At 29.1% G+C, this 22,015-nt stretch carries 15 protein-coding genes and 1 pseudogene; 15 read left to right on the top strand and 1 reads right to left on the bottom strand.

Annotated elements, in window-relative coordinates; translation table 11 throughout:
* Positions 1–250 precede the first annotated feature (250 nt).
* A pseudogene (locus IPM32_13810) lies at positions 251–1,378 on the bottom strand (IS3 family transposase).
* A 43-nt stretch (positions 1,379–1,421) separates the two neighbouring features.
* Here IPM32_13810 and IPM32_13815 point away from each other — a divergent pair.
* From IPM32_13815 to IPM32_13885, 15 genes are all read left to right on the top strand, one after another.
* Complete coding sequence (locus tag IPM32_13815) at positions 1,422–2,477, top strand: ATP-binding protein (protein ID MBK8946328.1); 1,056 nt, start codon at positions 1,422–1,424, stop codon at positions 2,475–2,477.
* Positions 2,470–3,033 (top strand): hypothetical protein, encoded by a 564-nt coding sequence (locus IPM32_13820; protein ID MBK8946329.1) that lies wholly within the window; start codon positions 2,470–2,472, stop codon positions 3,031–3,033. Before IPM32_13815 ends, IPM32_13820 begins: the two co-directional genes overlap by 8 nt.
* A 53-nt stretch (positions 3,034–3,086) precedes the next feature.
* Positions 3,087–4,079 (top strand): hypothetical protein, encoded by a 993-nt coding sequence (locus IPM32_13825; GenBank protein ID MBK8946330.1) that lies wholly within the window; start codon positions 3,087–3,089, stop codon positions 4,077–4,079.
* Between the two features lie 49 nt (positions 4,080–4,128).
* Positions 4,129–4,425 (top strand): helix-turn-helix domain-containing protein, encoded by a 297-nt coding sequence (locus IPM32_13830; protein ID MBK8946331.1) that lies wholly within the window; start codon positions 4,129–4,131, stop codon positions 4,423–4,425.
* A 260-nt stretch (positions 4,426–4,685) separates the two neighbouring features.
* Complete coding sequence (locus IPM32_13835; protein ID MBK8946332.1) at positions 4,686–7,652, top strand: hypothetical protein; 2,967 nt, start codon at positions 4,686–4,688, stop codon at positions 7,650–7,652.
* Positions 7,653–7,665: 13 nt separating this feature from the next.
* A complete protein-coding gene (locus tag IPM32_13840) occupies positions 7,666–8,913 on the top strand; it encodes a hypothetical protein (GenBank protein ID MBK8946333.1) in 1,248 nt (415 codons plus the stop codon).
* 35 nt (positions 8,914–8,948) lie between these two features.
* Complete coding sequence (locus tag IPM32_13845) at positions 8,949–10,163, top strand: PD40 domain-containing protein (GenBank protein ID MBK8946334.1); 1,215 nt, start codon at positions 8,949–8,951, stop codon at positions 10,161–10,163.
* Positions 10,164–10,238: 75 nt separating this feature from the next.
* A complete protein-coding gene (locus IPM32_13850; GenBank protein MBK8946335.1) occupies positions 10,239–12,119 on the top strand; it encodes a hypothetical protein in 1,881 nt (626 codons plus the stop codon).
* Positions 12,120–12,127: 8 nt separating this feature from the next.
* Positions 12,128–12,895, top strand: coding sequence for a glucosamine-6-phosphate deaminase (locus tag IPM32_13855; protein MBK8946336.1), 768 nt, complete (start codon positions 12,128–12,130; stop codon positions 12,893–12,895).
* Positions 12,892–14,175, top strand: coding sequence for a hypothetical protein (locus IPM32_13860; GenBank protein ID MBK8946337.1), 1,284 nt, complete (start codon positions 12,892–12,894; stop codon positions 14,173–14,175). Before IPM32_13855 ends, IPM32_13860 begins: the two co-directional genes overlap by 4 nt.
* 27 nt (positions 14,176–14,202) lie before the next feature.
* Entirely contained in the window at positions 14,203–15,741 is a 1,539-nt protein-coding gene (locus IPM32_13865; GenBank protein ID MBK8946338.1) for a glycoside hydrolase, read from the top strand.
* A gap of 59 nt (positions 15,742–15,800) precedes the next feature.
* Positions 15,801–16,937, top strand: coding sequence for a glycerate kinase (locus tag IPM32_13870; GenBank protein MBK8946339.1), 1,137 nt, complete (start codon positions 15,801–15,803; stop codon positions 16,935–16,937).
* Between the two features lie 286 nt (positions 16,938–17,223).
* The gene (locus IPM32_13875) at positions 17,224–18,342 is read left to right on the top strand and encodes a GntR family transcriptional regulator (protein ID MBK8946340.1); all 1,119 of its coding nucleotides are present in this window, start codon (positions 17,224–17,226) and stop codon (positions 18,340–18,342) included.
* Positions 18,343–18,423: 81 nt separating this feature from the next.
* The gene (gene uidA / locus IPM32_13880; GenBank protein ID MBK8946341.1) at positions 18,424–20,217 is read left to right on the top strand and encodes a beta-glucuronidase; all 1,794 of its coding nucleotides are present in this window, start codon (positions 18,424–18,426) and stop codon (positions 20,215–20,217) included.
* Between the two features lies 1 nt (position 20,218).
* Positions 20,219–21,913, top strand: a complete 1,695-nt coding sequence (locus IPM32_13885; protein ID MBK8946342.1) for a sodium:solute symporter family protein — start codon at positions 20,219–20,221, stop codon at positions 21,911–21,913.
* Positions 21,914–22,015: the final 102 nt, after the last annotated feature.

The following is a 22,015-nucleotide window of genomic DNA, read 5'->3' on the forward strand; positions in this document are numbered from 1 at the left end:
ATATACCAAATAATTATTCCATCTTGTAAAATTGATAAATTTAATCAGTAAAACTTTAAAGCAGAATTATAATTTTTGAAGTTGTGTTAAAATTTTTTTGACAAACCTTAAATCAATGTTCAATCCAAAACCAAATAACTTATTTTGCGTAAATTGGTTATAGAATTACTAAATTAGGCTTTTACAAAGAGTTGAGAGAATGACCTGCCCCCGATAAATGTACCAATGATAAAGTTAGTTATACCTATCATCAAGCATTGGCTACTTGGTGTAGGAGTATTACCTCCGGTACCGGAGGTAAAAAATTTAATGAACTATGCGGTCTGATTTCATTAAATTCTTGCCGCCACCTTTCTGTTAAAACTTTTGCCTCTAATATAGTATCAAATATCTCTCCATTCAATAATTCATCTCTTAATTTTCCATTAAATGATTCTATATATCCATTTTCCCATGGACTACCCGGTTCTATATAGGCTGTCTTGACTCCTATTCTTCTTAACCATTTTCTAAGTACTATTGTTGTAAATTCACTCCCATTATCTGATCGTATATAATCTGGAACTTCATGTGTAATAAACAACTCTGATAACTTATACAGAACTTCAGAGGACTTGATTTGAAGTTCAACATGTATCGCTAAACATTCCCTTGTATATTCATCAATTATGTTCAACATCCTCATTGCTTTTCCATCACTTGTTCTTTCATACACAAAATCATAGCTCCAAACATGATTTTTATATTCCGGTTTTAGTCTTATGCATGATCCGTCATTTAACCACAATCTCTTCCTTTTGGGTTGTTTTTGTGGAACTTTTAGTCCTTCTGTTCTCCATATTCTTTCAACCCTTTTATGATTTACTTTCCACCCTTTATTTTTTAGTAATGCTGTTATTCGTCTGTAACCGTATCTTCCATAGTCTTTTGCCAGCTTTATTATATCATTTGTTAATGCTTCCTCATCGGCTCTCTTTTTCTCTCTTATTCTTTGGGTTGAACGTGCTTGACCTTATACTCGACACGCCTTCCGTTCTGAAACACTTAATATTTTCACTATTTCTTTTATTGCCCGATTTATCCGCCGTGGTGGACGCTTCTTTGCCGGGCTTAATAATTTCCCCGACTTGCTTTCTTCAATATTGAATTATCTAATGTCAATTCTGCTACTATTTTTTTAAATCGACTATTTTCTTGTTCCAATACTTTCATTTTTTTGCTTGATCTATTCGTATGCTTCCATATTCTTTCCGCCATCGGTAATATGTCTGTTCATGTATTTAAATATCAGCTCTATATTCTTACCTGCCGAATGCATTACTTCGGCTTCTCGAAGTTTATTTATGATTTGTTCTGTTGTAAATTTAACCCTTCCCATATTTTTTCTCCTTTCGATCCTAATATAACATTTGGATCACTTTTTGGGGGGCAGGTCAAATCAAAGTATCGGCAGAACGGCAGACGATTTACTAGCTTCATTTAAAAGTATAATTAAAACTAATATGTGGGGACATAGACTTGAACATCTGTTAAGAAACGGATTTAACGGATTACTACACATCGAAAATTCAACATTATTTGATCTTCTAATAATATTTGAACAATCAAGAAACATGAGCAGAGAAAAAAGAATATTAACCGACATAATTAAAAATGCAGTTGAAAATGAGGTAGCAAAAAGATTTTGGCAGAAAGATTTTCCAAGCTATAAACGAGACGATTTTGCACCTTCACACCACAAATTGAGTATGCTGTTAAACTCAGATGAAACAGTTTCATTAATGCTCTCACAACCAGACAACAAATTAAATTTTAATGAAATAATTGAGCAAAATAAAATAATACTTCTTGATCTATCAAATGTAGGACCGGATACAAGAAAGATATTAGGATCATATTTGCTATCAACTTTACATAATTATTCAATTTCAAGAAATAACATAGATATGAATAACAGAAATCCTTTTAGTATTTATTGCGATGAAGCCCACAAATTCACACCGGATACATTAGAAGAAATGATAACCGATGCAAGAAAATTTGGAATAAATTTAATTTTTGCTCATCAATTTCTAAATCAATTCAATACAGATCAAAGAGATGCATTATTAAGCATGGGATCAACAATTATTTTCAACGTTGATTTATTTGATGCAAAAAACCTCACAAACAATTTACAAACCAAAGTAGAAGTAAAAGATATACTAACACTTAAAACCGGTGAAGCATTCTCAAGAATCGGAACACAAATAATAAAATTTGAGACTAATAAACCAGAACAAATACTTAAAGAAAATTATAAAAATGAAATAATCAAAAAATCCATAGAAAAATATTACAAACCAATAACTACAGTTAAGAAAATTGTCAATGAAAGATTAAAGAGATTCGGAATAGATACGGAACCAATAAGAATAATTGAAGAATTAGAATTAGATAAATCTGACTTCAAATTTGAATATGATGAATTTGACTGAAATACTACAACTTCTTGATGAAGAAACAATACAAGAAAAAATTGATAAACCAATCGATGAAATATTTAATCAAGTTTATTCAATAACTGAGCAATTAAATTCACAAAGGAAACTAAAAAGTATAATTTATTTCTTAATTCAGAAATTAAAGAAGAATAAAATAATTTTTACAACGAATAATAAATACTCGGATTTAGTTTGGTTCTTAAACCAATATTATTCAGCAGAAGGATCTCAAGGTTACGAAAGAGCAATCTTTGACATAAATAATTACAAAAAAGAAGGAATATTACATATACTAGAAACAACTTCAGAATCACTCAAAAAAGAACAAAAAGAAAAATATTTACAATGGATTTACACTTCGAAAATAGAACACACTAATTGGGAATCGAAACTTAAAATTGTAGAACAAATAAATAAAACATCAAATAATTCTTCAGAAATACATAGCTTAACTAATATTCAAAAAGCATTATATCTAAAAGAAATAATTCAACAACAAATTGAAACAAGTCAAGCCATAAAATCATTGTTGAAGCCCAAATCGTTTTAACAGTGAAACGATTTAGACTTTGATACCACAAATCAATAAAACAATTGATTAAAATGATTGATAACGAAAAATTATCGGACAAAGAAAAAATAAGATTATTCTTTTCACTCTTCCATGGATTAGAAAGTGTATATGGTACATACAGTACACAAAGCGGAAAACACTGGCAGATCAAAGGGAAAGTTACAGAAAAGGTAATCGAAAACCATCTGAAGGGAAAACAACCATATGGATTCTATCCACTGATTAGTGATAAAACATCTGTTGCAGTTGCAGACTTTGATAATCTTGATCCAAGACCACCTATCGAGTTCATTAAAAAAGCAGAACACTATGGATTATCTGCATATCTGGAAAAAAGCAAATCAAAAGGATATCATGTTTGGTTGTTCTTCCCAAAGGATGGAATAAATGCTAAAAAAGTAAGGCAAGTTATAAAATTTATTTTAATGGAAATTGATTCAATAAATACAGAAGTTTTTCCCAAACAAGATTCAATCACAGATAGCGGATCATTTGGAAATTTTATCAATGCACCAATATTTGGAAAACAAATTTCAAAAAATAAAACAATTTTTATCGAACCAAACTTTTCTTTAAAACCTTACCAAGATCAATGGGAATTTCTAAAATCTATAAAAAACAACTCTGAACAATTATTAGACTCAATAATATCTAACAATGATATAAAAAATGAATGCAGATCAAAGAAAACCAATAGTACAAACAATGGATATTCAAAATTTGGGTTACCAATTTGTGCAAAAAAAATATTACGAGATGGAGTTACATTTGATCAAAGAATTACGTGTTTCAGATTGGCAATAAACCTAAAAAGAATAGGAACTTCAAAAGGAAAAGTAATTGAGATATTAAATGATTGGAAGCAAAAAAACAAACCAATAAATGGAAAAAAAATAATCACAAGGGAAGAAATAATAGAACAAGTCAAATGGGCATATATAAAAGACTATAAAGGTTATGGGTGTGAAGCACCTATAATAAAAAGTTTCTGCGATTCAAAATGCAAAATAAATAAACGATAAAATTTAAATACTTGTAAAATAATTTTGAAAATCAACAATCAAATTGAAAATGGAAAACAAATTAGTTTTAATAAAAATCGATCAACTTTATGCTATCATAAAGCAAGCAATTTTAGAAGTAATCAAGAAAAAAGATGACGAGGACCAGCAAAAGGAGATACTGAATTTTAAAGAAACATGCGAATTTCTAGGAATCCATCCATCAACATTGAACAAATGGAAAGCTCAAAACAAAATACCATACAAACGATTAGGAAAGCGAATATTTTTTGAAAGAAAGAGAATTCAAGCTGCACTTAAAGAATCAAATTACTGTAAATTAAAAGAGATTCAAGTTAATTTATAAACTACGTTTCTTTTTATCATTAATAGCTTGGATTTCAAAAAATAATTAAAATATGATGATAAGCTAATGTTCTTAATTATGAAGATTTATTTTGATCTTTTTCTATCAAATATTTGTTAGCAAATAAAATAATATGGATTTACAAAATATTTTGTGATTAATTAAGACATTTTTAAAAATATGTAAAATGAAATAAAATGTTTGGTTATTTCAATAATTTTAGTAACTTAGTATACCAAGTATAACTATTTATTTTTGTTATGAAATTTTTTTATCTGATAATAATTTTACTTACACAAAGTTTAAATTACTTTGCTCAGACCAAATCAGTCACTCATGTAATTGATTTTGGGAATCAAACCATTGTTAACAAAAGTACTGGTTTTCAAAATTTTAAAATCCATACAAAAGATTTTGAGATTATTCATCAAAACTCAAAATGGGCAAATTATCATCCATTTTTAACAGACGGTATCGCCTGTAAAAATGAAATTCAATTTGAAATTAAGTTGAATCCCGGTAAATATTATTTAGAGTTAATAATGCCGGGTGGAAATTTCGGAAAATGGAAAGGGAAGATTGGTTTAAACAAAAAAATATTACCTTTTGAATTAGTTTCTTTTACGGCTGATCCTGAATCTGATGAACCGCCAAAATATTGGTCATATTTAAACGAAATTGAAATAACTGAAAGCACAACAATAATTTCAATTATTGCAGAAAATCAAACAACAGCTATAAACTCAATTTCATTTTATCCAAAAATTGTTGAAAAAATATTTTTGACAGAGGGAAAAATTCAAAATGAAAATATGAATTTTCCCAACATTAATCTTGTGGTAGAATTAATAAATAAAGGCAGTGTTAAAGAAGCATTGCGACTTGTCAATGCTGTTCCGGATAAAGATTTTCGATATGAAAAAGCGCTTCTTCTTATGTCAATTGCCGGAAGACTTGAAACAGAAAATCCGAAACAACTTGTTGAATATGCAAAATATTTACTTGAAGAAGAAATTCAGCAAAATCCAAACTCTGGATTAAAATTCAATCTAAGAATTGCAGAATTATTTACATACGGAATTGAATCATTTAATAGAGGTGGTTGGGATTGGAATAAGCAAATTACAGAATCGGGAATATTTGATCACATAAATTTTGCCGGAATGGCTTTCGAAGAAATTACTAAAATTGCAGATCACCCTCTAAATTTAAGAGCATCTTACGAATTAGCAAAAGTCTGTTATTGGAATTGGGTTGAACAGCACGGAGAGAGATTAATTATAAAAGCTGATGAACATTTTAAAAAAGTAAAAAAGTTTTATCCTAATAATGAAATATTAAAGATGTATTTGGGCGAAAATATTCAGTCAAATGAAATACCACAAAATATTGATAGTGTACCAGAGTGGGCTTTTTTACAAAAAATTGCTTTGGATGGAGTAACTGATATTATTCATTATTGGGTTGAAAACCGGCAAGCAGAAAATGGAGAATTTGGCGGTAAATTTGATGATGATGTTGAAATGATGAGATGGTGGCCTGTTGCAAGAACAGTAGCAAAAGATTCTTTAACTTTAGTCGGAATGGAAAAATTGGTTAACGGTATTTGGGAAAGCGGATGGATTGAAAATGGATTTTCTAAAAAATTAAGAGATGTTGAGCATTCTTCTGAGCCTGTTGCAGATACACAACCGATGATGATCGCACTCGATTATGGAAATCCTGTTTATATTGAAAGGTGTATGCAAAGTTTGGATAAAGTTGATTTGTGGACCGGCATTAATAAAAATGGTCATAGACATTTTAAATCAAGTTGGTATTCAGCTACAGATATTGATACTGCCAAACCAAAAGACTGCGATGTAGAAATGAATACCAGAACAGTAAAAGCAATTAGATGGCTTGCATGGTATAATCGACATCCAAAAGCAATGAAATTTTTAAGAGAATGGAGTGATTCATGGTTAGAGGATTGTTTAAGAACTGATAAAGGAAAGCCAAAAGGAATTGTACCAGCCGCAATACATTTTGAAGAAGATGAAATTTGTATTTATACAGATAATTGGTATGAATCGGGAATGTTCTGGCATTATTATGATTATACCGGCGGAACTAAAATGCTAAACGAATTTCTTTCAAGCTATCTTTTATTTAATGATAAAAAATATTTGGAACCCCTTGAATTAACATTAAAATTAATTGAGAAAAATATTAATAAAAGTTTGGATGAAGTTGAAAAAGGCAGCGAAGAATGGATCACAAAAATTTTATTGGAATCTGATAATTTTGCTGAGACAGTGGAAATTTGGAGATTATTAACAGGCAATAATTCTTTTGATAATTTAATTGAACAAATTGGTTCTGATTATTTAAAGTTTAGACTTAATGGAAATGAACAGCATTTAATTGATGGAAGTATAACCATAATTGATAATTCTTATTATAACAGAAATTTAATTACTACAGAAGCATATTTTACAGATAGAGTTGAACTTAAAAATTTAAGGGGGGGGAAAGATCAAGGTACTTCACACATTGAGGCAATGTATAACGGCAGTTCATTCGCTGATATTTTCTATCCATTCTCACCAATTTCTTGGAATAATGTAGGTAATAATTTATCTGCAGTTGTTAAAGAGTCATCAGATTCTGCAATTTCGATTATTGTGTTCAATCATTCAAAAGAAAAAATATTTCCTACTATAATGTTTAATCAACTTAAAGACGGGTTATACAATTTTAATTTAGCAGAAAAAAAATCTAATAAAGTTAACAAGGATGAAAATTTTGAAATAAGAAAAAGAAATACTGAATTTACATTTGAGCTTAAAAGTAATTCTGAAATGATTGTAGATATTTCACAAATAAAAAAAATGGAAACGGATGAAAACAATCGTCCGGATTTAGCAATTAATTTTTCTGAATTAAAAATATCTGAAACAAATAATGATAAAATTAATGTTGAAATTCCGATTCATAATATTGGTATTGAAAATGCAAAAGATTTCAATGTTAATTTATATTATTTGCATAATGGTACAAACCATTTAATACAGAGTGAAAGTATAAAAAATATTTCGGCTCCTTTTGATTTAAAATCAAAGACAGTTCAAATTAATTTTATAATAAATAATAAAGTTGGTAAGTATAGAATTATCATTGATAATGAAAATAAGATTAATGAAATAACGGAAATTAATAATCACATTGAATTTTATTTAAACTAGTTTTTGGTGCTAAATGAAAAAATATTTAAATCAAACAATTATTTTTATTATTATTTCTCAAGTTTCACTTTTTCCACAGTCAAAGATCACTGCAGATTTAAGTGATAAAATAATGCAGTCAATCATAAAGGGAGCAGATTTTACTGAGGAAATATTACTTGATGAAAATGGAAAAAGCCGTTGTGATTATGACATCGTAGAAGGTAAATGGTATGATTATGAACCTCCTTGGCATACTGGTCAATTGATTTATGCACTGACCAGAGTTTATAATATAACAAAAAATGAAAGGTACCTTGATGCAGCAAAAAAAGCCGGTGATTGGTGGGTAAGTTTAGAAATTAAAGATCATCCAAAACTGAAAGGAATGTTACGTGCAATTCACGGCGCAGGAGTAGACTATATAATTTATGCAACTGTTACAGATGGATCAGCTGGTTTATTTAGATTATACGATATAACTCAAACCGAGAAATATGCCAAAATTGCCAGTCAAGCTGGTGAGTGGATGAGGCAAAATATGTATGAACCACACTCAAGAATGTTTTATGATGCTGTTGATCCTGAAACAGGTGAAGTGAAAAAGGAATGGAGTCCATTTTGGTCAGACCGTAAAAACCAAGTTCTAAATGATGTTGCAAGACCAAACAACGAAGGTTCTATTTATAAAGATATGTATGAATACACTGGCAATGAAGAATACAAAAATCTCTTTATTGATTTATGCGAAAGTTTAGTAGAAAAGCAGGGTGAAGAAGGTTTGTGGATGGATTTTACTCCAAATGATAAATCGGAAGGTTCATTTCATCCAAGATTTAATATTTGGTATGCCGAATCACTTCTTGAAGGATATGATTTAACAGGCAATAAAAAGTATCTTGAAGCTGCACTAAAAACAGCTAGGTTTTATACAAAGTTTCAGCAGAAAAACGGAATCTTTTTTTATAAGAATTACATTAACGGAGAAAATGATCCTTATTCAATCAGTGGTTCAACTTCTGCTTTTGCTGGAATAATATGGCTTAGATTGTTAAAATATGGAGTAGGTGAAGAGTTCAAAGAAAACATAAATAAATCATTGAATTGGATTTTAGAAAATCAGATTAGTGAAGATCATCCCGATAAAAATTTAGCTCGTGCATTTCCTGAAATTCGTTCCAAATCTAAAAAAGGAATTCTAAATGTTTATAACAGAGATGTTGGAACATCATTCTGCCTAAGATTTCTTTGTGATTATTATGCGTATCTAAACAGTAAATAACAAAACTTTTTAGAAGTATTTATCAGAGATTTGAAATGAAATTAAAAATCAAAATAATAATTATGCTGTTTGTTTCAACCAGTTTTGTATTTGGCAGGTTACCAAAAAATAATTCTGGTAATATTTCTGAAGACGATACAGCAAGCTTTGTCGGGAAAAAAATATCTCCAGAGTTTAATTCGTGGAAGGATGAAAATTCCGGGTATGAAATTACGCAATGGACTTCAAACGGCTCAAGCTCTCATCCTTACTTTACAATTAATTCATTTATTGATGAAGAAAATGTTTTAATCTTTTCTAAAAGATCTGGAAAAAAACAATTATATAAATTAAATCTTACTTCCGGAGTAATGATTCAAATTACAAATCTAAACCGACTCAGAAATATTGAGCATTTACCAGATTTAAAAACAGTTTGGTTATTTGATGAAAAAAACCTTATTTCACTAAATACAGAAACCTTAGAAACAAATGAAATATTTAATTTCGAAGATTTTCCATATTCCGTTGGTTCTTTCACTGTTACCTGTGATGGTAAATGGTTTGTTTTTTCATCTAACAGAAAAGAACAAAAAGATGGAGATTGTGAATACGGTCCATATGAGATTTATAAGTTGAATCTTATTGATAAATCAATATCTCCAATAATTCATATAACCGGTTTTAATATTGGACATTTGCAAGCTAATCCAGTTGATCCAAATTTAATATTATACTGCTGGCAGTGGGAAGCTTTAGGCAGACAAAAATTAGTTGGTGATACACCAATCAGAATGTGGTGGATTAACATTGATGGCACAGATGGTGGACCATTAAAACAAGCTTTTGGGTTACACGCCACACATGAAGCTTGGAGTCCTGATGGGAAATTTGTTACTTATTCCGGCGATTTTAGATTCGGGCTTCAAAAAGGAAGGGAGATTCTGGGTTTTCAATCATTTGACGGTACTGTAAATAAAATGTATGATGCATCGGTATGGCATGCACATCAAACAATTTTTAAGGATAACAAACATTGGATTTCTGATCTTTATAATCACGACGATCGTAAATTAGTTATGTTTACACGAGGTGAAGATAAAATGGAAAAGGAAGAAATTCTATTTGAACACGGATCAAGCTGGGATGGACAAGATTCACATCCGCATCCAAGATTTAGTCCAAATGGAAAGTATATTTTATTTAGTACAGATAAAACTGGTGATGCCCAAGTTTATACTGTGAAAGTTAATTTAGAAAAAATTAAATAACTTTTAGTTAATGCAAAAGATATTTCTAAAAGTAGTAACTAAACTAAAAATTATAAAATTGTAGGATTTGATTTAATGAAAAAAAATATTTTTTTGATAGTAATTTTATTTTTAATAATACACATTAGTTGTTCAAATAAAGAAAATAAAGACATTTTATTAAAACCTGAATTAGCAAAAACTTTAATTGAACTTGATAATGCATTATTAAATCTTCAAATTAAAGATTCTACTCAAATAGATTTTGGCTCAATTCAATGTCCTCATTGTAATATTCTTCATACTCGAGCAGCGGAAGCTGTTTATCCATTATCTGTTGCATTTAAAATTACGAAAGAAAATAAATATTTAAATTCAGCAATTAGTTTAGGTAATTGGTTAATTAAACATCAAGAAGAAGATGGTTCGTGGAAAGAAACTCCCGAAGAATGGACTGGAACAACTACAGATCAGCTTTTAATGATGATACTTGCTTATTCAATATTGGAAAAATCTTTATCGGATTTTGAAAATGAAAGTTGGAAAAATTCAATGATAAAAGCCGCCGATTATTTAACTGAAGTAATGTCACCCGAATTTGCAAGTATAAATTATGTGGCAACAACCACGGCAACTTTGGCTGCAGCTAATAAATTATTAAGAAATGAAAAATATTTGCATAAAGCTAAAAGTTTAGCACACAGAACAATTTCAAAAATGGATGAAGATGGTTTCATTGAGGGTGAAGGCGGCAGAAGTCTTAATAATAAATACGGCGTTGATTTAGGTTACGATATGGAAATGTCACTTTGGGGTTTAGGGTATTATTCAAAGCTTACTAATGATTCATTGGTTAATAATTACGTTAAAAAAGCTCTGGCAAATCATATCTATTTTGTTTATCCCGATGGATCACTTGATAATTCTTGGGGAATTAGATCAAATAAATGGACGAATTACGGAAGTGCAACATCTGATGGAATGCAAGTTTTAATGGCATTATATAAAGATGAAGATCCAATTTACGCCAATGCATCAAAATTAAATTTGGAATTTCTACGAAAAAATATAAAAGATGGAATTGTAAGTTATGGCTCATTATACTGGGAAATATTTAATGATCCACCGTGTATTTATCCAACATTTGCTAAAGCCAAAAATTTAGCAATGGCATATGAACTTGATGATGAAAAACCTTTTGAAATAAAAAATATTTATACTCAAAATAAAAATTGGATAAAGCATTTCAATACATTAAATGTTGTGCTTTTTAGAACAGATGAAATTGTATCAACAATTACAGCATATAATTATAAAGATTATGAAAAAGTTAATAAAAGTAAATATATGTATAGACCAGCCGGTGGATCTATATCGAATTTGTGGATTGAAGGACACGGTTACTTGCAAGCCGGTTCTCAAACCGAATATCACAGATGGGAACCAATGCATTTCCCGGAAGCAGAAAATGTTAAAGCATTAACACCAAGAATTGAATTAAAAACTAAAGACGGATATTTTACAAATTTATATGAATTCGACTCACGTATTGTTTCGGAAAAAATTGCAGATAATAACTTTAAAGTAACAACTTATGGTGAATTGAAAAACAATAAATGGGAAGCAGTAGGTATAGCATATAAGCTTTCACATACATTTAAAAATAATACAATTACTAAAAATATTGAATTAAGATATCATGACTATTCTGATACCGTATTTGTTGTTGAACCAATTATTCAATATCCTAATGTGGAATTTGAAAAACTTGATTCCAAAAATGTTGATATAAGCTCACAAAATAAAAGTTTTCAATTTAAAATATTGCAAGGTGATTTTGAATTAATTTTAGGAGAAGAGAAAGAAAATTATTGGTCGCCATATCCGGCACTAAGAGCATATCCTATAAAGATTGTAATTCCGCCAAATGAAAATGGATTTATCAATACAATTGAATTTGAAATAAAAATAAAATAAGGATTTTAATGCAAGAACTATTAGGTGATAATTTAAATGTATACATTTATTTAAATCGACAAGAAATGGGTAAAAAAGCTGCGATTGATATTGTTGAGAAATTGAAATCGTTACTAAAAATAAAAGATGAAGTGAGAATGATTTTTGCTGCAGCTCCTTCTCAAGATGATATGACTTCAGAATTAATTAAGTATACAGAAGTTGAATGGAATAGAGTAGTTGCATTTCATATGGATGAATATATTGGTTTGGAACAAGATGCTCCTCAAAAATTTGGAAATTATTTAAAGAAAAAAGTTTTTGATCATCTGCCATTTAAAGAAGTTCACTATATCGATCAGCCTAATTTATCAGCTGAGGAAATTTGTTCAAAATACGAAACAAAGATAAATGAAAGACCAATTGATATAATTTGTATGGGAATTGGTGAAAATGGTCATATTGCTTTTAATGACCCCCCGGTTGCCGATTTTGAAGATAAAAAATTAGTCAAGATAGTTGAACTTGATAATATATGCAGACAGCAACAAGTTAATGACGGATGCTTTGCTTCATTCGATCAAGTACCGAAACACGCTATCACCCTTACAATTCCAGTATTTAAAAATGCTGAGAATTTATTTTGTGTTGTTCCTAATGAAAGAAAAGCTAAGGCAGTTAAATCTACACTTGAAGATTCTGTATCAACAGAATGTCCTTCAACAATTTTAAGAAAACATAAATCAGCTAAGCTTTACTTAGATAGAGATTCTGCAAAATTATTATTATTGCAATGATAAAAATTGTTTCAATTGATAGCTGCTTCAAGAAAATATTTATATATACTTTCATTTTTACAATTAATTTTAGCAATGCATTTTGTAAATATAGAAACAATTACTTAACAAATTTTCCATATGAAAAATTAAAAATATTTATTGATTGTGAGGATTGTGAAAAAGATTTTATAATCAGACAGTTATCCTTATTTGATATTGTAAGAGACCCTACCTTAGCAAATATTCATATAAAAGTAATAATGCAAAAAAATGCTTCTGATGGTAAAAATATTACAATTAATTTTTATGATTATAAAAATCTTAAAAAAAATGATTACCAATACAATTTTAACTCTCCAAATGATGAATCAGAACTCGATCTTCATAAAAAGTTAACGAAATTAATACTTATTGTATTATCTAATTATCTTGACGGAAATGCTATTGTTGAATTATATAATGTTAATACAATAAAATCCGACTCAAGTTTTACATATAATGTCGTAAATGATATATGGAAAGCGTGGGTTTTTACTATCGAATTTAATGGTGGGTATGAACTTGAAGAAAATGAAAGTTTAATTAATATTGAAGGCGAGCTATCTTCTGAAAAAATTACAGATGATTTGAAAATTCAAGGTATTTATACTTATGAAATCGAAAAGGAAAAATTTATTGATGATAATAGAACTATTGAAAATTCACTTTTAAGCAATTCATTTAATCTAAATATTATAAAATCCTTATCTGAACATTGGTCAACAGGCTTCAAAGGGAAAGTCTATTCTTCATCGTTTCACAATATTAATACTTCTTTCGAGACTTTTACTGCAATTGAATATAATTATTTACCTTGGAGAGAATCGTCCACAAAATATTTAACAATTGGATACTATGTGGGTTTTTCCAGATTTAACTATATTGATGAAACTATCTTCAATAAAAGCACAGAATTTCTTTTTAACCATTCATTAAAATTAGGTTCAAAATATTTATCAAATTGGGGGAGTGTAATGGGAGAAATAAATTATTCTCAATATCCATTTCTTGATAAAAAATATAATATTGAATTTAATTTAGAATTTGATCTTAATGTATATTCTGGTTTTGCATTTGAAATAGAACTTTCAGCTCAAAGTATACATGACCAGATTTATTTGGCAAAGGGAGACGCTTCCTTTGAAGAAATATTATTAAAAAAAAAACAACTTAAAACATCTTTTAACATGGAATCATCTATAGGATTAAAATATACCTTTGGATCAATATATAACAATATTGTTAACCAAAGGCTTTAATATGTTAAATTATATCTAAGGAATAAGATGACTTTAAAAATTCTTAATTTAATGACAAAAATGATAATTTTGATTTTACTCATTAAATCAATTTCAATTGCTCAAAATCAAAAAAAAATATCAAACTTTGGAGAGTTAAGCTTAATATTAAATGTTTTAGATTATGGCGCAATTGGTGACGGTATACAATTAAATACAAAAGCTTTTCAAAAAGCAATAAATGACTGTTCGATTAGTGGAGGAAAGATTATTATTCCACCCGGTAAATATTTAACTGGATCTTTAACAATCAAAAGCAATGTGACAATTGAAATACTAAATGGAGCTGCTATTTTAGGTTCAACAAAATTAACGGATTATGAAGAACATATTCCTGAACTTCAATCATATAATGATGTTTTTTTACGTTACAGTTTGTTCTATGCTGAAAAAGCTGAAAATATTAAAATTAGCGGAGATGGTACAATTGATGGTCAAGGTTCATCTTTTATCAGAACAACCAAAGAAAAACCGCAGAGATATATGAATCGACCATATGTGATACGTTTTGTTGAATGTAAAAATGTATCAATTGAAAATATTAATATGCAGAATTCTGCAATGTGGATGCAGCAATATTTAGCTTGCGAATATCTTACGATTAGAGGAATAAAAGTTTATAACCATGCAAATTATAATAATGATATGATGGATATTGACGGATGTAAAAATGTAATTATTTCCGATTGTTTTGGAGATACTGATGATGATGGAATTACTTTAAAAAGTACAAGCAATAGAATTACAGAAAATGTAACAATTACCAATTGTGTTGTTAGTAGCCATTGTAATGCAATTAAATTAGGCACAGAATCAATTGGCGGATTTAAGAATATCACAATTTCAAATATTGTTGTAAAGCCGTCTGAATCTAAAACAAAAATAACTGGCTATCACGCTGGAATTAGCGGAATAACATTAGGAATGGTAGATGGTGGAATTTTAGACGGTGTGATGATTAATAATATTATAATCGATGGACCGCAAGTTCCAATATTTTTAAGATTAGGAAATAGAGGAAGAACAATAAGAGATGATATGCAAAAACCAAATGTTGGCGTATTTCAAAATGTAAATATTTCTAATATAATTGCTTCAAATACTGGACAATTCGGTTGTTCAGTTACGGGCTTAGAAAATTATCCAATAAAAAATATTTCATTATCAAATATTAGCATTCACTATAAAGGCGGAATAACAGAAGAAATAAGTTTGGTTGTTCCTGAATTAGAGAATGAGTATCCTGAAAGTAACATGTTTGGAATACTTCCTTCATATGGATTTTATTTTAGAAACATTGAAAATTTGAAATTAGATAATATTGATTTTAGATTAACTGAGAAAGACACTAGGTATTCAATGATTTTTAAAGGTATTAATATTCTTACATTAAAAAATATTCTAATAAATAATAATTATTCTGAAAAAGGAGTAGTTTTATTTGATAAGGTAATGCGCACTAATCTGGAAAATCCAAAAATTAATTACGGAAGTTCTAAATATTTTGATTATATGAATGTGGATTAGTTTTCTTCGCGGTAATAAAATTCAAAAATTATTTAATAAAACATCGTAAGTAAAAAATATTGAAAAACACAAAAATACTTATTGCAGTTGATTCATTTAAAGGAAGTTTATCCTCAAGTAATGCTGCAAAAATTATTTCTAAAGGATTTTTAAAAATTAATCCAAATTTGGAAATTAAAACAGTTGCAATTGCTGATGGAGGAGAAGGAACTGTTGAAGCATTTATTGAAAATTTTGGCGGGAAGTACGTTTCAGCTTATGTAAGTAATCCTTTAAAAAAAAGGATTAGAGCAAAATTTGGTTTAATTGAAAATGAAAAAACTGCAATAATTGAAATGTCTGCCGCGTCCGGGATCAATTTAATTTTACCTGAAGAAAGAAACCCACTTTTTTCTTCAACTTTTGGGACCGGTGAACTGATTCTAAAAGCTTTAAAGAATAATGTAAATAAAATTATTTTAGGAATTGGTGGAAGCGCAACAAATGACGGTGGAATTGGATTAGCTTCTGCTCTTGGAATAAAATTTCTAAATAAAAATAATAAACAAATTGGAATTAATGCTGAAGTTTTAAGTGAACTGGAGTTTATTAATATTCAAGATAGAAATAAATTAATTAAATCAGTCCAATTAATTGTACTTAGTGATGTTACAAACCCTTTACTTGGCCAAAATGGTGCTTCATTTGTGTATGCAAAACAAAAAGGGGCAACTAATGATACAATTAAAATTCTTGAAGAAAATCTTAAAAATTTGGTTAGAGTTGTAAAAAAAGATCTCAATCTTCATATTGAGAGTTTACCATGTACTGGTGCCGGTGGTGGTTTAACTTATGGATTAGTTACATTTTTCAATGCCAAAACTGTAAATGGAATTGAATTTCTGATTAACCAGCTAAATTTGGATGAAGTAATAAAACAATTTGATTATGTAATTACCGGCGAAGGAAAAATGGATATCCAAACAACTTATAATAAGGCTCCATGGGGAATTATGAAAATTGCAAAAAAGTATGATAAAAAAATTATTGGAATCGCCGGAAAAATTGAAGATAACGAAGAAAAAATTCTAAGTAAAAATTTCAATTATCTTTATTCAATGGTAAATTCAAAAGTTTCATACAATGAATCAATAAAACACCCAAAAGCAATTTTAAATAAATTAAGTCAAAAAATTGCTAAAGAACTTTTTTGTTAATTATTATTATTGAATTTTAAATATGTAAACATTTGACAAAGAAAATAAAATTTTACTTTGAATAATTTGAGGGATTCATTAACTTAGTATACCTAATATATCCAATAAACCAAATGGTAGCTTGGTATGTTTTGCAGGATTAACAGTAAAATAGAATAAATCAATTTTATACTATTTGGTTAAAATGTAATTAATTTGGTTATTAGAAAAAATTGGAAGTTTTTGACAACTTTTCATATTTAATTAATCAAATAGTTGCAAAAGTAAAAATATTAAGAGGTGAAACTTGAAAATCGATTTAAATGATCCGACTCCTTTTTATGAGCAAATTGAAAATATTATCAGATACGAAATTAAAACTGGAGTTTTAAAAGAAGGTGATCAAATAGGATCACACAATGAACTTGCCGGAAAGTATAGTGTAAGTTTAATTACAATCAAAAAAGCATTATCAAATTTAATAAAAGATGGCGCATTAATTAGTAGAATTGGTAAAGGAACTTTCGTTAGTTCCGGTGAAAAAAAATTAGATTTATCCAAACATCAAAGCATTGGATTAGTACTAAGAGATCTAAATCATCCATTTTTCTCTCCAATTGTAAAAAGTGTTGAAAAAAAAGTATCAGATTTGGGTTATAATTTATTATTAGCAAGCACTTCCGGTGATATAGAAAAAGAAGAAAATCAAATTACCCATTTTAAGAGAATTGGTGTTAGCGGATTAATAATTGCCTCAATGTCATTAGATTATAATGCTTCAGATTATATCAAAAAACTTCAGATTACTAATTTCCCTTATATTATGATTTCTTATATGCATGACCCGGATTATTGGTATGTAGGAATTGAGCAAGAACTTGGCGGATATCTAGCAACAAGACATCTTATTAATTTAGGTTATAAAAAAATTGGCTGTGTTCACGGAGGAAAGGGAAATGTATTAGGGGAAATCAGAAAAAATGGTTACTCAAGAGCTTTATCCGAAAAGAATATTCCATATAACTCAAAGTATATTTATTATCTGGATCAGCAGAAAAGTAGATTCGAATCCGGAAATGATTTCGGCAAAATATTCACTCAAATTGATGATAAACCCGAAGCTTTGTTTTTCTATACAGACTCTTCTGCTTTAGGATTTCAGCAAGCCGTGATGGAAAAAGGTTTAAAGATACCGGATGATGTAGCAATTGTTGGATTTAATGATATAGAATTAGCAAAATACGCGGCTGTTCCATTAACAACTATTAAACAAGATGCATCCAAAATTGGAAAATTAGCAGCAGAAATTGTAATTAGCAGAATTGAAGGAAAAGAACAGCCAAATAGGACAATACTAAAACCGGAATTAATAATACGTGAATCTTGCGGAGCAAAAAAATTAGTATTGAAAATGAAAGTAAAATAATTTCGAATAATTAACATTTTTGGATTAAAAATAATATTAAATATTTAGCTAATAATATTGAATATACAAACGGATGAAATGATGTTAAATATTAAAGAAAACAAATTCAGAACAAAAATTAACTTATGTGGATTATGGAATTTTAGAGTTGATCGTCTTAAAATAGGCGAACAAGAAAATTGGTATAAAGAATATAAAGTAGAATTTGATATCGCTGTTCCGGGAAGTTGGAATGAACAGTTAGAAACCGAAGGATTAATGAACTATTTAGGTGATGTCTGGTACCAAAAAGAGTTTTTCATTCCAAAAGATTTTAACAAAGGTAAAATATTTTTGAGAATTGACTCTGCTGATTATCATTCTAAATTATGGATAAATGGAACTTATGTCGGTGAAAATATTGGCGGATTTTTACCATTTGAATTCGATATTACAAACTTTATTAAAACTGATGAAACAAATCTAATTTCTCTTAAAGTTGATAACGAATTAAATTGCAATACAATTCCGCAAGGCATTAGTTCATTAGATTATGAAAAAGAAGATAGAATAAGAGAGGAAACTTACCCTCCAACACGATTTGATTATTTTCCCTTTGGCGGAATTCATCGCCCAATTTATATTTATTCAACTCCAAAGGATTTTATTCATGATGTAAAAATCAAATCAAAAATCATTAGCGATAAAAACGCTAAAATTATAGTAACTACTTTAGTTAAATCTGAAAAAGCAAACTTAATTAGATATGAAATATCACATAGAAGTAAAAAGATTGAAAGCATATTTGATATTTTAAAACAAAAATCTTCAAATGAAATCAATATTGAAAATTGTCAACTTTGGGAAATTGAAAATCCATTTTTGTATAAAATAACTATTATATTACTGAAAGATGAAGAAATTCTCGATTCATATGAAATGGATTTTGGAGTTAGAGAAATTAAAGTTGATGGTGTTAAACTCTTACTTAATAACAAACCTATTTTTCTTAAAGGATTTGGTAAGCATGAGGATTTTCCAATAATTGGTAAAGGACTTAATTTACCGTTATTAGTAAAAGATTTTTCATTATTAAAATGGATAAATGCAAATTCTTTTCGCACTTCGCATTATCCATATGCTGAAGAATGGCTTGATTTTGCAGATAAAAAAGGAATTTTGGTAATAGATGAAATTCCGGCAGTTAGTTTGGATTTTAGAAAAATAACTGAGCATACTCTAAGCAATCATAAAGATTTTATTAAAAGACTAATCGACAGGGATTATAATCATCCTTCTGTAATAATGTGGGCTCCGGGTAATGAACCAAATTTGGTTGGTGAGAGCAGTTATTATAATGGAAGCGGAGATAATTACTGGAAAGAAATTTGCAGCTATACTAAATCTTTAGATGATTCACGACCAATTACAATTCCAAATTGCCAACGGGCTGGAATTGAGGATCCAGTATTCAAATATTCAGATATTATTTCACTAAATAGATATTATGGCTGGTATGAAAATCCGGGTAATTTAGAAACCGCAATAATCCGTATGGAAGATGAGATGGATGTTATTGCAAATAAATACAAGAAACCTGTTATTGTTACGGAATTTGGAACTGATACTGTACCTGGATTTCACTCCATTTCAGATCAGATGTATACGGAAGAATATCAGTCAAAGTTCTTAGAGCTTTATTGTAATTTAATTGAATCCAAAAATTATACAGTTGGTGAACATGTTTGGAACTTTGCCGATTTCAAAACTCCTCAGAATTTTAGAAGAGTTGTAAATAATCTGAAAGGTGTATTTACTCGAACTCGCGATCCAAAACAAGCTGCTTTTGTTCTTAAGAGGATCTGGAATAAAAATAAAAATAGAAGAGAATTATAAAATGTTTGGACTTTCTATTTGGGATATTTTAGTTGTTGGCATTTACATTTTTGTAATATTGATGTTAGGATGGCAATCAAAGAAAAAGGTTAATTCCACCGGTGATTATTTTATGGGCAACAGACGTGGCAGTAAAATTATGATGATTGCGAATGCAATTGGTGCAGGCACTCATACGAATCAGGCTGTTTTAGTAGCAGGTGCAACATACGAGATTGGACTGGCAGGTGTTTGGTATCAATGGTTTTTTTTATTTGCAACACCTTTCTTTTGGCTTATTGCACCAATATATAGAAGATTACGTTACATAACAATGGCAGATTTCTTTGAACGAAGATACGGTTCTAAAATGGGTGTTCTTTATGCATTTATGGGATTACTTTTTTTTACACTAAATATTGGATTATTACTTAAAGGTACAAGTACTGTTTTAGAATCAATAACAGGAGGAGAATTATCAACGGTATTGATTGTCTTAGGGTTAACAGTTTTCTTTTTGGCTTATAGTGTCCTTGGAGGATTAGTTTCTGCACTTAGAATAAATGTATTGCAGGGATTTTTTGTTGTAATACTCTCTTTTTTATTAATTCCTTTTGCACTTTTTGCCGGTGGTGGAATAACAGAAATTAAATCGAGTTTGCCAGAATATATGTTCAGCTTTGTGGCTCCAAAAGAAGTTACACTTTTTTTTATCGTCATGGTTGTTCTTAATGGACTTGTTGGTGTTGTAGTAGAACCACATCATATGGCAATTGGCGGTGCGGGTAAATCTGAACTTAATTGCAGAACTGGTTGGACTTATGGAAATTTTGTAAAACGATTTGCAACATTGGGGTGGGCATTTATCGGAGTATTTGCTGCAGCATTGTATCCTGGTTTAGATCATGCAAATCGTGAGCAAGCTTTTGGAATTGCAGTCTCAAAATTATTACCTGTTGGTTTACTAGGATTAATGATTTCTGCAATGATTGCAATGGTTCTTGGGGCAAGTCATAATTTTATGGTAGGGGGTTCAGCATTATTTACACGAAATGTTTATAAAAAATACATTCATAAGAATTCATCTGATGATAAATTGTTAGCTGTTGGCAGAATATCATCGCTTATAATTGTTATTGGCGGTGTAACTATCGCTCTTACACTTTCAAGCGTTCTTGAAGGTATTAAATTTTTATGGCAGATTACTTCATTCTTTGGATTATCGTTTTGGTTAGGAGTAATGTGGAAAAAGGCTAATAGAATTGGAGCCGCAGCAAGTATTATTGTTATGAGTATAATTGCAATTGTTACGGGTCCATGGATTTTAAAATTTCCATTTGAATATCAAATTGCATTATATCTTCCTGCGGGATTTCTAGTAATGATAATAACAAGTTTGCTAACTAAACCAGAATCAGAAGTTAAATTGAATGAATTTTATACATTACTGCATACGCCCGTTGGCGAAGAGTATAAATTAAAAGAAAAGGGTATTGAAATTTTGTTGGAAGGTCAAGCTGAAAAATCTATTTCTTTACAGAACTCAGATATTGCACTTGAAGATAAAGGATATGGATTGCTAATTGTGGATTTAATGAGTTTATATAAAAAATTTAACTTTAATAAATATAGTATAGATTTGAAAGGTTTTGGTTTTGCAATTCTATTTGTTTTGGCAATTCTGGCATTTGGAATATTCTCTGCAAACATTGGTTGAGAAATATATTAAAGAAAATGAAATTTATTATAAAATGATATTGTTACAGATTATTAATTAAAAATTTTAAATACACGAAATATTCTATATAAATTGAAAAAG

It is taken from the genome of Ignavibacteriota bacterium, from assembly GCA_016716225.1.
Taxonomy (GTDB): Bacteria; Bacteroidota; Ignavibacteria; order Ignavibacteriales; family Melioribacteraceae.

What these genes read in the sequence shown, in the direction of transcription:
- IPM32_13830 (MBK8946331.1), top strand. Translation starts at nt 4,129, where the DNA reads ATGGAAAACAAATTAGTTTTAATAAAAATCGATCAACTTTATGCTATC.
- IPM32_13825 (MBK8946330.1), top strand. Translation starts at nt 3,087, where the DNA reads ATGATTGATAACGAAAAATTATCGGACAAAGAAAAAATAAGATTATTC.
- IPM32_13840 (MBK8946333.1), top strand. Translation starts at nt 7,666, where the DNA reads ATGAAAAAATATTTAAATCAAACAATTATTTTTATTATTATTTCTCAA.
- IPM32_13865 (MBK8946338.1), top strand. Translation starts at nt 14,203, where the DNA reads ATGACTTTAAAAATTCTTAATTTAATGACAAAAATGATAATTTTGATT.
- IPM32_13855 (MBK8946336.1), top strand. Translation starts at nt 12,128, where the DNA reads ATGCAAGAACTATTAGGTGATAATTTAAATGTATACATTTATTTAAAT.
- IPM32_13835 (MBK8946332.1), top strand. Translation starts at nt 4,686, where the DNA reads ATGAAATTTTTTTATCTGATAATAATTTTACTTACACAAAGTTTAAAT.
- IPM32_13845 (MBK8946334.1), top strand. Translation starts at nt 8,949, where the DNA reads ATGAAATTAAAAATCAAAATAATAATTATGCTGTTTGTTTCAACCAGT.
- IPM32_13860 (MBK8946337.1), top strand. Translation starts at nt 12,892, where the DNA reads ATGATAAAAATTGTTTCAATTGATAGCTGCTTCAAGAAAATATTTATA.
- uidA (MBK8946341.1), top strand. Translation starts at nt 18,424, where the DNA reads ATGTTAAATATTAAAGAAAACAAATTCAGAACAAAAATTAACTTATGT.
- IPM32_13850 (MBK8946335.1), top strand. Translation starts at nt 10,239, where the DNA reads ATGAAAAAAAATATTTTTTTGATAGTAATTTTATTTTTAATAATACAC.
- IPM32_13885 (MBK8946342.1), top strand. Translation starts at nt 20,219, where the DNA reads ATGTTTGGACTTTCTATTTGGGATATTTTAGTTGTTGGCATTTACATT.